We start from the raw sequence: 14,270 nt of genomic DNA on the forward strand, positions 1-14,270 counted from the left end.
TACGAGGCCAAAATAAAAAGGTACGAAATATATTTTTATAGGACAAAGAGATCAGGTCATTGGTTTGTCCATTAGACTGTGACATAGCTTACCCCTTTCCTATGCAACAGGTTAGCTACTGTATGCTTAGCTAAAGCCATACATTTTATTTCTCGCTCCCTATTTACACCAAGCAGACGATTCAAATGCATATGAATGATGCTGCCTAAAATATCATCAGAAGGATTGGTAAGTTCGTGATTATTTTTAGCCAGGATTATCGCTTGAGCATACTGCTGAATCATAGTCTGTCTTTTTTCTACAAGCGCTAAGAAAGCAACCTGTGTGTTCGTATCTGCTTGTCCAATCCATTCATAATTCGATTCTACAGCGGTAATCAATGTTTTTTTGACATCCCTGAACGCCTTCATATGAGGCTTGCAATCAATTCTCTCTTCTAGCCATTTCACTTGCTCCTGAATCGTTAAACCAAAACCACTCAGATAATGAATAATGTTAATCACAGCCGCAATCTCTATGTCCAGATTGAAAGCATTAGAGCGAATTCCCTTCATATAGGCGATGACCCATTGACTATCCACGTCAAAAACCTGTTCTGCCAGCTCCATAAGTGTCTGTCCTCCATACCTCTCCAATTCAGGATGGTATGTATCTATGACCATATTCGTTATTAGCCCCTCTTCACGTAACTCGGCTGCCCACTGATTTAATTGCGCCAAACCAGCTGTCCATAGCTTATCGGGCTCTCCCTGAAAACGTAAACGGATATGATGTTCAGGATCAACGTATCGCAAAAAGTAAAATTTTCGACTCCAATCCTTAAACCCCGGCTGTTTTAAGAGATGCCCTAGGCTTAAGCCTACCAGGTCAGTCTCTCTTTCCTTGACTCCGTACAATTTAAGGTATAGCCACTCCCCTCCTGGAAATATGCCTCTATGAATGCTGGAAGGAGTATGAGTAATGAAGTTTTGAGAAACAATATGGTTTTGTGAACTAGGGATACTCGGTTTCACCTTTATTTTTTTCTTCTTTAGTGGAAACACAAATTCTCCCATATATCTTCCTGCCGTCCCCTGTACTGGGGTATGGAAGGGATTACCCAAACACTCGGTAAGAAGAAGTTCCTGTCCTTCACGTGTCTTGCTCACCTCATGTAGCAATTCTTTGATATGGAAGAGGTTACATAGGTCTAATAAAAGGCGATTATCCCCCATCGTTAGATAAACATAGCGCGGTACATTCCATTGTTGTCTCCACACATGGAAAAGTTCTTCTCCTTCTTTGGACTCGCATGATTCTGAAATATTCAATGAAGCTTTGCTCAGTTTCCACTGCGCAGCACTAATAATGATCTTTTTATATACTAGTCTTGGCAAAAAAGGGGATTGCTCTAATGGCCCCCAGTCAAAATAAGACCACGTACCAATCTCTTTATTGGTAATATCCGTTAGAAATCTGAATATATGTGGTGAAAGCTTGTAATTCAGCATGTGTGTTTGCAAGGGGATTATTTCCTTACCCAAACGTCTGGACTTGACATAAAAACGATCATGAGTAGCACCCACCACTAAATCATCAATACAGAGCGTATGGTCCTCATCTTTAGAAGAGGTGGTTCCCGACACAATCTCATATGCCATTAAATTTTTGCTTAATGAGATATTTGATATTTTCCCCTGTTCCGGCATAAAAACCATCTCTGACAATAACGCATCGGGATGAAAGCATCGGTGATGATCATATATTTCAGAGAATTTTTGTACAAACTCCTCACTAAACATATCCAGAAAACGTCCAAAGGTTTTACCCGCTCTATTCGAGCCAGCACTGGCTCCAAGTAAAAGCGAATAGTCTCCAGAATCAACTTTTTCAGGAGACTCAGCAAATATACTGTAATAGATCTCCATTGATTCTGGGGAAGTGTCGTAGTTATCAGAAATCATCAGTTGCTCTAACTGTTCATCTGTAAGGGCGAGTTCTATTTCATGATTAGAAATGGCATTCGAAACCCATTGAAAAAGAACAGCGTTGCGTTTAAATGCCTCCATGCCCATTGATTTTTTTTCATTTGAACGATACATTTCCGGTATACCCAGACCCCAATCCTCATCAAACAGTTCATGAATAGGAACCTCCTGATACACACCGTACTTTTCCAAGAAACGATTCAAATATTCAGCCAATTCATCCGTTTTGGGGGATGCATACAATTTGCACATGACTTCAGCCCCTAATGAAACCTCATCAAGCACATGTTTCGGCAGCGTTACTTCTTTATCCAAAAGAACATCAACTTGTACAGGTGTTTTTACAGAAATGATATCCAGCATTTTGTCACATAATTTCCGGTAGACCTTCTCTCCTTCTCCAATCGTGCATTGATTATATTGAAGTAATAAAGTATCAATTTCGTGTAAAATGTGAATCCAAGGATCGGAAATGTCCAGTTTTTTAATTTTTTCGAATATGTAATGAAAGGGTGAATGATCCATTAACGGAGGTCTAAGCTCGCTCAAAATAAACTCTTGCTCTACTAGTTGCTGCAAATAATCAGCTATGATTTCCAAAGTAGCGTCAGGGAATGCCTTTAATAGTATTTCTTTCAGTTCCATCACCCGAATTGGATGTTCCGCAGCTTCAAACGTCATTCGAACAACGTCAGTAAGCCGAATGGAATTAAAAATTTCTGCCGAATCATCAGCTTCTGCTGCTCCATGCTTAGGTCGAAATGGTAATTTGGCTCGATTTCCTTTGATCATAACCGTTTTGTTTAGGAAAACCTTTAGTTGATTAAATATGGCCGGATCAGCTTCTATTTTTTGAATCAGTTTATATATCCATTCCATGTCGGGTCTGGCTCTCTTCAGATGCTTAGGATAGCTACCAATATCCAGATCGGTGGTCTTCCCGCAAATCCCCTGCCCCACTCCTGAAAATAACCCAAATGGAGTCGTTCGGGTAGTCATCCGAATAAAATAACGATAAAAGCTGTTCAGCGTCTTCTCATACTTCTGTAGCTCTCCTTTATCATCCAAAGCATGACCATCATTCAAGTAATGTAAAAACTGCATTAGGGACGGAGAGGCTAATGCTATGGCTTCTTGAACAACAGCTTCTTGGGATATCAACTTTAATCGACGAGTTATTTCCTCCAAAGTAAGCTGGCTGTCCACATCTTGATCCGAAAACACCTGAAAATATCGGTCTAGCGATAGTAATGGAGCTCTGATTAGAAAAAAATCACATGCACTAAACCATCTTTCATCCCGATCTCTCACTTCATTATGTAGTTTATGCGCATCAGTGTAATGCAGTTGTCTCTTCACAACTGACCACCTCCAAGTTTTTAGGAAATATATTCAACTTGTAACCGATTCCATGACATGTTACCAGAATTTTTGGATGACTTGGATCATCTTCTATTTTCTCTCTCAATTTTCGAATGTGCACATACACCGTATTAGACGTAGTAAAAGCATCCACTCCCCAGACTCTGTCTATAATGTGATCAATCGTAGAAGCACACTCTTTTGCAGTAAGAAGATACATTAATAATCGGAATTCCATCATAGTCAGCATATGCTCATGCCCTTGCTTCCAAATAACCTTTCCAGCAGGATCAAAAATGACATTAGGTGATAAACTAATAGCCTGCTGTTCTCTTTCCATTTCATATGCAGATGAAGCCATTGAAAACAGTTGTTTGAGGAGATCCAATTGCCGTTGGTCATCACTATGATAGGAAAGAAAGATAAATGGAACTGTAAATTTTTCTTTAATGCTGTGCCAGTAAGACAAGTCCTCTAGCGTTATATGATCCTGATTCAAAGCTACACCGATACACTGCTCATCAATCTCCGGTAGAGCCTGGTAAAGCGAATCATAAAACATGATTCGAATGTTTTCTGGAGTGCTTAAAGTCTCAAAAAAATGCTTAATCTTCCTAAAAGATGATATAACCATAAATTTTTGTTTCATCTAATCCCCCCAAAACCAATGCTTCAGATAAGCAATAAGGTAGAGCGCCCTTAAGAAATTAGAAACAATTCACTCCATCTCCCTGAATATTTAGGATGTTCTTTCCCAATTCCATAGTCCAGCAAACTTAACGCAATCCCTGTTGCTCCTTGCAGTATTCCTACATTATGAACATGAGTTGTCCCCTCCAAATCCCGGTATCCAAATGGGAGCTCTTCATCGTATAAATTTACTAACTTTAAAGCTATCTGATCGGCAAAGTGTAAGGCTGCTATATTACCGGTTAAGCTATAGAATCTATGAGCCATATGAAGCAAACCAGCCAACCCGTGACAGAAAGTAGGGGATAGCGCGTTTAGTAGCTCATCATCTAAGCAAAATATGGATTGCATAGCTTTTTCCGCTATCTTTTTCCATTCTTCATTACTGCACTCAATTCCTGCTCTGAATAATGTCCAAGCTATTCCAAAGGTTCCATGACACCAGCCTTCAATTTCTCTCATCCCTACTTTTTTCTCTCTCTTGTTCATTGAAGACGCTTGAGAGTTTACAGGCCAATACCAGCCATATTGATCCTCCTGAATTTGAATAAGCAAAAAATCAGCTATATGTTTTATAGCCTCATGTAGTCCTTCAACTTTGATCTTTTTTTGTAGGGCAGTGACAAGCAGTGCAAGTATTCCGGTGATACCATGCGCCAAACCTAGATGGATTGAAGCCGAATCTTCCCTTGACGACAAATGTATATATTCAGGTATAAAGTGCGTAATGGTGTCTAATAATTGACGAGACAGATCACACATCGTCTTGTCTTCAGCAACCTCCAGAGTGTATCTGCCCACTCCGAGCAGCCCATTGATGATATCCATTTGCCTACTGAACTCTGTAATTGTGCCAATTACAGGTAAATCCCCCCACTTTACTTCAATATACTTATTAAGCTGAGAGATTAGTTTGTTATAATTAGCTCTGTTATTGGAAGCTAATAATATGCCATAAGCTACTCCTGTTGTTCCATAATAAAGAGAAATACGAGGCAATAATAATAGAGAGTTAGTATCTAAGTATCGTAACTGACTATGCACATGCTCTGCCCAATTTTGATCTGGCTCCAGGTAACCCCATTCGGACAACAGCGCAAACACACCCGGAATTCCATCGGCAAGCGAGCCAGGATTCCAAGGGGGATTTCCACGTGAAGGTGAAAGGTTGTTTGTATGATTAACTATCTTTTCTGTATATGATAGGTCTATTAGCTTTTGTGCTATATACTTACTGATTTCAACTGATCTCCCCTTCAAATCTTCAACCATAAATCCTTCCCTCATTTTCGTAACTGGAAAAGACACGGTTATAGAAACCGTGCCTTTTTTCCATGTATTTTCGTTATTAACACGTTTTGCAGAAGGTAAGACTAACTTGACAATTCAAAGTACCTGTTGCACATGAAGGAGTACAGATAATACCACTGGCTGGTTGAACTCCTTTTGGAGCAACCTCATTTTTAGCTACTTGCAAGTCCAGATCAAATTGATTTTTCATCTTGTTACCTCCTTTTTATTTTTTACAATTTTATTATAAGTTATATAATCTTAACTAGACTTTATATAATTCTTACATTTGTCTTAATTTCAACGAGTACATTTAAGATAAACCTTCATTATTTTTTAGTATTTTTAAGGACAACACACTAGATTTTAGTGACAATATAATGAAGAAAAAAATAATGGAGGCTTTCATATGAAAATTGATAGTTTTGTTATACAACAATCCGACCAAGTTCGTGCAAGAGATATTAGTAAAAAAATTGCTTTACGTCTATGCGAGCCCGAATCCGTCTATGCAGCAGTCCATGCGGAACACAATGTTTCGCCAGAAACAAAGTACCACCCATGGGGAGAAACTTCACTTTCGCATGGTTATCCTGGTAACATTCATTTACTATCGCAATGGCGTGCTACAGACCCTTCGTATGATTGGAATAGAGCCATACATTCAAACATGGCTCAGATCCAATCCTCACTTGCTAAAAATGGTCTTCACGATCTCTCTCTTTACAGTGGCTGGGCAGGCATCGCTTCGTCCGTAAGAGAGGCTTCTAATCATGGAAAGTACTACAGTAATTTCTTACAGCAAATACATCAATGGATGATGCCTCTTACAGAGCAATGGCTTCAGTCGAACACAGAAAAATTAAGCCTTCACGAAGGTATGCCCATGCAAGCCTTTGACACCATTTCGGGAGCTTCAGGGATTGGAAGATATATTTTGATGAACTCAACCGATCCTATCTGTACTCCTCTTGTTGAGCCAATTCTTCAATTTCTTACCGATCTTACACATCCCATACATATTCACAATCGTTATGTCCCAGGGTGGTACTCCCCGCAAAAGTTTCAATTTTTAGACCGGGATAAACGTAACTATCCTCTGGGCAATTTTAATTGTGGAATGGCACACGGTATTCCTGGACCGTTGGCTTTATTATCTGTAGCTTACAGTGCTGGAATTGAAGTAAAAGGCCAATATCAAGCGATTGAAACCATTGCGGAATGGTTGCTTAAGTATAAATATGAAGATGAATATGGTAGCTACTGGCCTCATATTGTTCCATTCGAAGCTGAAACAGGCTCTCTACGGTTTGATTTGGAACGAGCAAGAGAAGCATGGTGTTACGGTACCCCTGGCATTGCCTGTACCCTATTTCTTGCCGGAAGGGCTCTCCATAATGAGGAACTGCAAAAATTGGCTGTGAAAGCTTGTGTCGGTGCAATCTCCTATGAGATAGCTAAGCGGGAAATGGACTCTTCTGCACTTTGTCACGGTCTTGCCGGATTACTTACCATCTCTTGGCGAATGTGGTGTCATAGTAAAGAGCCTGCTTTTCTCCCGCTTATTCAACAGTTAACGAATTGTCTGCTTGATCGCTTTCAAATGGATAGCCCACTAGGATATCTGGACCCCGAGCCAAGGGCAGATGGCTCTCTAGTATGGCTGACAAAAGCGGGCATGCTTGAAGGCGTTGCTGGGATTGCAGCTGCTTTATTAAGTGTTTCTGAGAACAAAGAGATCGGTTGGGATTACATCCTCATGCTATCCTAACTACAACCAGTCCCTATTCACAAACATCTTTCTTCCACCATACAGATAGGCTAAAAACGTAAAAATGACAATCAGTCCGAGACTGTAAGGCTCAACTCTGGGTGCATAAGTCGCTGTTTGCGGCATCATAATATAATAAGGAATCGTAAAAGGAAACCACGCACCTATGGAAGAGTGAAAGCCTGTTATGACAATATTAGGAACCACACAACAAATGGACATTCCTAGAGAAGCTCCAAAATTCCGAATTTTTATCGAGAGCATAAGCTGTAGTGCTGCCAGGGGAAAAATCCCGAGCCACCCTCCCAAACCGGTAGAAAGAACGACAGACCAAGGGATTTCTCCTGGAGCACCTGCTATATTTCCACTTACAAAATAGCCTACTATAAATATAAGCTGATCCAGACCCAGTATGAGAATGAGCAATATATATTTTGCATAATAAATTTGCTGACGAGGATACGGGCTGCTTAATAAAATCTTCCATCCCCCATCCCGATGCTCGTACGCACACAAAAGAGAAGCAATAATTCCACAATAGAGCGGATAAAAAAACATAGAGTGAAATTGCGCTGAATAAGTATATAAAGTTAACCAACTGGGTGAAAAAAACTGCTTCAAATCATTCAGTTCCAGGACTCCCATTAAAGAATTTATGATCGCATCCAATATAATGAGAATCCAAACCATGATCCATTGAAGCTTTATTGTCTCCACGCGTAAAATAGAGCCCATGTATCTTTTCCTCTCTATTTGAATTCATGCTTGGTAAACTGTAGTGTACCAAGTCCCGTAAAGATGACTCCTGCACTTAAAGCAACGATCACCCAAATCATGTGTTCCTTCATCAGAGGACTTGATAATGCAGGGTACGACCAAGGCAATATTTTAATCCACAGAATACTTGTGCGTGCCAAAAACAAGCTTGCAATTGAACCGAATATACCAAACGCTAATGGGAATGCCTGATTAGTGAAAAGCGTAGACAGCCAAAGTTGAATTGCAAGTACTGGTAGGGTAGCCAAGCTTGCATTAATCGGCTGTAACAGCATGATCCGCCAAGGAATGGGTTCGTTTGTATATAACACCCAGATGAGGCTCATACCTGCTACAGTGATCAAGGCGGTACCCAACTGCAGAATCACAATCCATACGATTTTGGATAAATAGATATAACTTCTGGGAACAGGCATGGCCATAAGCTGCTTCCATGTTTGAGTATCATGCTCTGTACCGGCCATAATGCTCGCCAAAAGTGTACCGCCAAGCAGCATCACAAACGAAAGGAACATAAACATAACGGCAAAACCAGCGTAGACACCTCCCGGTCCTTGCCGAAAGTAAAGATACCATTCCACAGCAGTCATGCCTGTAAGTACACACCCCTGTATAAGAGGAATCCACCAGCATATTTTCTTCAGCTTAAGCCCCTCTGCCTTTATAACCCGGAGTATCATAAGCTTCGCTCCTTACCTGTCAGTTCCAGGAATATCTCCTCCAATGTTTTTTTCTTCTCTGTGACCCGATAAATGGGATGATTGTGTTCCACAAGCACCTTGATCATCTCCGAAGATTGTTGCCGATCTACAATAGGAGTCACGACCTCATTTTGTTCAATCGATTCAGCTCCGGCCGTCCACCCATGCTGAATCAGTGCACCGGCAGCCAGAACAGGATCTGGGGTTTCAATGAATAATTGAGGCTTGCTTTTGGCGGTGAGTTCCTTCATCGTTCCCTGGAAGATCATTTCACCCTGATTAATAATTCCTACATAGGTTGCAATCTGCTCAATTTCGCTTAATAAATGGCTCGAAACTAGTACCGTCATTCCGTAAGCGCCAGGGAGGCTCATAATTAACTCCCGAATTTCCTGAATACCAGACGGGTCCAAACCATTCGTCGGTTCATCAAGTATCAATAATTTGGGGTTGGCAATAAGCGCCATAGCAATCCCCAGTCTTTGTCGCATCCCCAAGGAATATCCCTTTACCGGACGATACGCATCCTTGGTTAATCTCACTAAATCCAGCACTTCATGAATTCTTCGGGTCGGCAGTCCACGCATGGTTGTAACGATTTCTAAATTTCGATATGCGGATAAATGGGCATAATAGGCAGGTGATTCAACCAAGGAACCAATATCCTTCAATATTTCCATACGCTGATCCTTCAGCTTTTTCCCAAAAATCTCAATTTCCCCGGATGTGGATTTAATCAGCCCAAGTAGCATACGAATCGTGGTTGTTTTACCCGCTCCATTAGGTCCTAAAAATCCATAAATCTGCTGTCCGGGTACCTGGAGATTTATTCGTTTTACAAATTCCCGTTTTCCAAAACGCCTAGTTAGCTGCTGTGTATGTATTACATATTCAGACATTTCCTGATCTCCTCTCGACTTCTAATGCTGAAGCTTAAGTTACATACAGTTTACTGAAGTAAAGTAAACATCAGGTAAACAGTCCCTAAACAACAGGCAAAAAAACCGAGCAAACTGCAAAATGTGAGATCAAATGTTAAAAAGTTAGATGTTTAGCGGCAGTGAAATCTCCATCCTAGTACCCGCTTTACTGCCTGAAAGGATATGAAGCGTTCCGTTATGCGCCTCAATAAAGCTTTTGGCAATAGGTATTCCATGCCCTTGGGAATGAGATACCTGCATGTACTCATTGGAATTCATTCCTATTCCGTCGTCTTCGATAGAAATATGAAGCTTATCGTTCGCTTTGCTTACTTCCATGGAAACGTGTGTACCTGGAGGATTATGAATGATAGCATTAATCAAAAAATTCTGGAGCGCTCTGCCTAATAATTTACTATCGAAGGGCATAATACATGCCGCGTCCATTGACGTAAAAGAAAATTCGTATTGCTCGGCTGAAGGATGGTTAGCGATATCTATGACCGCACTACGTAGAAACTCCACAATGTCCTCCTTCTCCAATTGGATTGGCAATGGACCTTCCTTAAGCTGCATAGAAGCATTCAAATCCTGAATCAACTGCTTCATTTCCGTCACTTTCTCACTGATACCCATACTAAAGCTTCTTCTTTCTTCATCAGACCAGTCATACTCTTGAGCAGTCAGCATGACCGCATATCCTTCAATATAAGATAATGGTGTTTTCAGATCATGGCTTACACCTGCTACCCACTGCTGTTTTCGTTTCTCTATTTCCACTCTCTCTTCCTCATTGCTGCGCAATTGGGCCGATAAGATGTTCATTTGTTCAAAAACTTCTTTATACAATTGATACGGAGGTTTATAACTATTTTTCTGATTTTTTTTGCCCTCTGGCAGTTCCAGTTCACTTAGCGGCGCTTGGAATTCCCCTGTCGCAATATTTCCAATCCATTTAATTACATACACCAAAGGTTTGCCTATATACCATCCGTAGGCAGCTATGAACACAACACTCTGCACGATACCAAGTCCTGTCCAGAATAGATCAATATTTATATTTTGAGATGCTCCAAATATACTTTTTATAAAAATATATAAGATCGTGCAAATAACAAAACATAGAACATAGGCCAGTACAAAGCATAACGTTACTTTCATAAAACGAAAGGACATCTTAACTAGAGAGTTCATTCTTGCTCCTCCATCTTGACTGACATCATTTTATAACCAAGTCCTCTTACATTGATTAAAAATTGCGGGTGCTTGGGATCAGGTTCTATTTTTTTCCGCAAACGGGAGATATGAATCACTACGGTCTTCTCATCACCCAAGAAGGCCTCGCTCCATATCGCCTCATAAAGCTGCCGTACACTGAAAATACGGTTAGGATGCTTGCACAGAAATACCAGCAGTAGCCATTCACGTGCCGGACAATCGACCTGCTTGTCCTCCACATACAATACACCGGATTCCAGTTCCAGACGAAAATATCCAAAATCTAAAGTGCGTAAGGTCGGTTTCATGGCCACTGTCGAAACTTTCCGATATTTCATTCGAGCTTTCATACGCGCAACGACTTCCAGCGGGTTAAACGGTTTGGTAATATAATCGTCCCCTCCGATACCAAACCCCATTAATTTGTCTAGGTCTGTATCTCTTGCCGTCAAAAAAAGAATAGGGGCATCCGTATATAGACGCATTTGACGACACACCTCAAACCCATCGTTATCAGGCAGCATAACATCAAGTACAATCACATCCACATGAGATTCCATCACGACTTGCAGCGCTTCCCGACCCGTTGCAGCATGCTTGACTTGAAGGAATCCTTCTTTTTTTAACACCGTTGTCAGCATATCCCGCAACCCCTGCTCATCGTCTACTATAAGTACTGCAATTTCTTCCATAACCCAAGGTTCTCCATTCTTTTTTTACATTTTTTACTTTCATTATAAAAGCAAACGGGCAGAATTTAAATCGAGTTCCATCACATATCGTTCATCCCCGTGAATATACTTAATAACCAACAAGGCCAAACTGTGCCGTGTATCCACTTGGGGGGTGCCTAATAATGCCGGAACCACGCCAGCCATATTCATTCGTCGTATCCCGCGAAGATTGGTCGCTGCATCGCAAAGGGTACCAGGACCAGCAACGTCATCAGCAGAAGGTCAAAGATGTCATTAAGCAAAATCTACCCGATCTGATAACGGAAGAAAATATTATTATGTCGGACGGTCAACAGATTATTAAAGTGCCGATTCGCAGTCTGGATGAATATCGCTTCATTTATAACTATCAAAAGCAAAAGCATGTAGGCCAAGGAGATGGCGACAGTCAGGTGGGGGATGTCATTGGACGTGATCCTGCTTCCCAGAAGCCAGGTAAAGGTGAGAAAGCCGGCGACCAGCCGGGACACGATATTATGGAAACGGAAGTCAGCATAGAAGAACTGGAAGATATGCTGTTTGAGGAAATGGAATTGCCGAATTTACAGCAAAAAGACAAGGATCAAATTGAGGTTGAATCTATCGTATTTAATGATATACGTAAAAAAGGCATGCAAGCGAACATTGACAAGAAACGAACCATTCTCGAAAATCTGCGCCGCAACGCCCGTGAGGGGAAACCGGGCATTCATCATATTAGTCCGGACGATCTTCGCTACAAAACATGGGAAGAGAAGACCATTCCCCAATCCAACGCGGTGATTATAGCTATGATGGACACCTCAGGTTCGATGGGCTCTTTTGAAAAATATTGCGCTCGCAGCTTCTTTTTCTGGATGACCCGCTTTTTGCGCCGTCAGTATGAAAAGGTGGAAATTGTCTTTCTCGCGCATCATACCGAGGCTAAAGAGGTTACGGAAGAAGAATTTTTTACCCGCGGAGAAAGTGGCGGCACAATCTGCTCTTCCGCTTATTTGAAAGCACTGGAGATTATCGACAAACGATATCCTCCTTCCAGCTACAATATTTATCCCTTCCATTTCTCGGATGGCGATAACCTGACCTCGGACAATGAGCGGTGTGTGAAGCTAATCGAGGAACTTATAAAGCGGAGCAATATGTTCGGCTATGGAGAAGTGAATCAATATAATCGCAGCAGCACGCTGATGTCAGCCTACAAGAATATTAAAAAGGATCAGTTTATGTACTATGTCATCAAGGAAAAAGGTGAGGTATACCAAGCCTTACGTACCTTTTTTCGCAAACGGGAAGGGGGATCGGTGGGATGAGTACCGACCAGAAGGAGCTAGAATATGCGATATCAGAAATTATGGAGATTGCCGATGGATTCGGGCTCGATTACTACCCGATGCGGTATGAGATTTGTCCGGCGGATATTGTATACACGTTCGGAGCCTATGGTATGCCCACGCGCTTCAGCCACTGGAGTTTTGGAAAAACATTTCACAAGATGAAAATGCAGTACGATTTTGGATTGAGCAAAATCTATGAGCTGGTCATTAACTCCAATCCCTGCTATGCCTTCCTGCTGGAAGGAAATTCTTTGGTGCAAAATAAACTGATTGTCGCCCATGTACTGGCACACTGTGATTTTTTCAAACACAACGCTCGCTTCTCAGCTTCTAATCGCAATATGGTAGAGAGTATGTCGGCCACAGCAGATCGAATCAACAGCTATGAAATGGAATACGGGTCAAAGGCTGTAGAATCCTTCATTGACTCTGTACTGGCGATACAAGAGCATGTAGACCCACAGATTATCAAACCAAGGCATCTGGATAAACAGCGTTACATGGAGCTCAAAATTCGGGAGCAGAAAGAACCCGGAAAACGCCAGCGTCCCCCTGGACCTTACGATGATCTGTGGTCACTGGACACAGTGAAGCAGCATAATCCAGCCGAGACCGAGGGCATCAAGATACGCCAGTTTCCACCGGAACCTGAAAAAGATATCGTCTGGTTTATTCAGGAATTCTCGGAGGTACTGGAGGACTGGCAGCGGGATATTATGACGATGCTACGGGACGAAATGCTGTATTTCTGGCCCCAAATGGAGACCAAAATCATGAATGAAGGCTGGGCCTCCTATTGGCACCAGCGGATTGTAAGGGAACTGGATTTAACCGGGGAGGAAACCGTTGAATTTGCGATGCTGAACGCTTCTGTCGTACAGCCTTCCAAGCAAAGCCTGAACCCGTACTATTTGGGACTGAAAATATTTGAGGATATTGAAAAACGATGGGATAACCCAACCCGTGAGGAGCAAGAGCGACAAGGACGCAAACCGGGCGAAGGACGCGCTAAAATGTTCGAGGTACGAGAGTTCGACTCAGACACCTCTTTTATACGCAATTACATGACCAAGAAACTGACAGAGGATTTGGATCTGTACGTGTTTGAGAAACGGGGACCCGATTGGAAAATTACCGATAAATCCTGGGAAAACATACGGGATCAGCTCGTGTTTTCACGTGTGAATGGAGGCTCCCCTTATATCGTCGTCGAGGATGGAGATTACCTGCATACGGGCGAGTTGAAGCTCAAGCACCAGTACGAAGGCATTGAGCTGGATTTAAAATATATGGAGCGCACACTTCCGTATGTATATCAGCTGTGGGGGCGCACCGTTCATTTGGAAACATTGATTGAGGGTAAGCTCGCCTTATTCTCATATGACGGTAAGAAACATCATCGTAAGTTTGTATAGTCATACAAAATCAAATAGCCAGCCTAATTTAAAAAAGGGGCATTCCTAAAAAGGATATGCGCCTTTTTTTTACTATTTCATACAACCTTAAGCGACCTTCGTTTCTTGCCAA

The 14,270-nt window shown here is 41.7% G+C and carries 12 protein-coding genes; 3 read left to right on the top strand and 9 right to left on the bottom strand.

Translation table 11 applies throughout. The features are described 5' to 3' along the window. Positions 1–71: 71 nt before the first annotated feature. The 4 genes from BM358_RS03510 to BM358_RS03525 all read right to left on the bottom strand — a co-directional run bounded on the left by BM358_RS03510 (position 72) and on the right by BM358_RS03525 (position 5,520). The gene (locus BM358_RS03510) at positions 72–3,326 is read right to left on the bottom strand and encodes a lantibiotic dehydratase (RefSeq protein WP_028542935.1); all 3,255 of its coding nucleotides are present in this window, start codon (positions 3,324–3,326) and stop codon (positions 72–74) included. Further along, positions 3,301–3,978 carry a winged helix-turn-helix domain-containing protein gene (locus tag BM358_RS03515; protein WP_023987836.1) on the bottom strand — a complete coding sequence of 226 codons (678 nt, stop codon included), beginning with the start codon at positions 3,976–3,978 and terminating at the stop codon, positions 3,301–3,303. Before BM358_RS03515 ends, BM358_RS03510 begins: the two co-directional genes overlap by 26 nt. Positions 3,979–4,028: 50 nt before the next feature. Then, positions 4,029–5,291 (bottom strand): lanthionine synthetase C family protein, encoded by a 1,263-nt coding sequence (locus BM358_RS03520; RefSeq protein ID WP_023987835.1) that lies wholly within the window; start codon positions 5,289–5,291, stop codon positions 4,029–4,031. Positions 5,292–5,367: 76 nt separating this feature from the next. Next, positions 5,368–5,520, bottom strand: coding sequence for an FDLD family class I lanthipeptide (locus BM358_RS03525; protein WP_023987834.1), 153 nt, complete (start codon positions 5,518–5,520; stop codon positions 5,368–5,370). A 198-nt stretch (positions 5,521–5,718) separates the two neighbouring features. On the opposite strand from BM358_RS03525, the gene BM358_RS03530 reads away from it, so the two are divergent. After that, entirely contained in the window at positions 5,719–7,080 is a 1,362-nt protein-coding gene (locus BM358_RS03530; RefSeq protein ID WP_028542936.1) for a lanthionine synthetase C family protein, read from the top strand. On the opposite strand, the gene BM358_RS03535 is transcribed toward BM358_RS03530, so the two are convergent. The 5 genes from BM358_RS03535 to BM358_RS03555 all read right to left on the bottom strand — a co-directional run bounded on the left by BM358_RS03535 (position 7,081) and on the right by BM358_RS03555 (position 11,388). Continuing rightward, entirely contained in the window at positions 7,081–7,815 is a 735-nt protein-coding gene (locus BM358_RS03535) for an ABC transporter permease (RefSeq protein WP_013309463.1), read from the bottom strand. 14 nt (positions 7,816–7,829) lie between these two features. Next, positions 7,830–8,537 carry an ABC transporter permease gene (locus tag BM358_RS03540; protein ID WP_023987832.1) on the bottom strand — a complete coding sequence of 236 codons (708 nt, stop codon included), beginning with the start codon at positions 8,535–8,537 and terminating at the stop codon, positions 7,830–7,832. Beyond that, entirely contained in the window at positions 8,534–9,457 is a 924-nt protein-coding gene (locus tag BM358_RS03545; RefSeq protein ID WP_023987831.1) for an ABC transporter ATP-binding protein, read from the bottom strand. The genes BM358_RS03540 and BM358_RS03545 overlap by 4 nt, the downstream gene beginning before the upstream one ends. Before the next feature lie 144 nt (positions 9,458–9,601). After that, on the bottom strand, positions 9,602–10,672 hold the full coding sequence (locus BM358_RS03550) for a sensor histidine kinase (protein ID WP_028542937.1): 1,071 nt from the start codon (positions 10,670–10,672) through the stop codon (positions 9,602–9,604). Continuing rightward, complete coding sequence (locus BM358_RS03555) at positions 10,669–11,388, bottom strand: response regulator transcription factor (RefSeq protein ID WP_023987829.1); 720 nt, start codon at positions 11,386–11,388, stop codon at positions 10,669–10,671. Before BM358_RS03555 ends, BM358_RS03550 begins: the two co-directional genes overlap by 4 nt. Positions 11,389–11,552: 164 nt before the next feature. On the opposite strand from BM358_RS03555, the gene yhbH reads away from it, so the two are divergent. Both yhbH and BM358_RS03565 read left to right on the top strand, forming a co-directional pair. After that, positions 11,553–12,719, top strand: coding sequence for a sporulation protein YhbH (gene yhbH, locus BM358_RS03560; RefSeq protein ID WP_023987828.1), 1,167 nt, complete (start codon positions 11,553–11,555; stop codon positions 12,717–12,719). Then, entirely contained in the window at positions 12,716–14,158 is a 1,443-nt protein-coding gene (locus tag BM358_RS03565) for a SpoVR family protein (protein WP_028542938.1), read from the top strand. The genes yhbH and BM358_RS03565 overlap by 4 nt, the downstream gene beginning before the upstream one ends. The last annotated feature ends 112 nt before the right edge of the window (positions 14,159–14,270 follow it).

Origin of the sequence: Paenibacillus sp. cl130 (assembly GCF_900116035.1) — a bacterium.
Taxonomy (GTDB): Bacteria; Bacillota; Bacilli; order Paenibacillales; family Paenibacillaceae; genus Paenibacillus; species Paenibacillus polymyxa_B.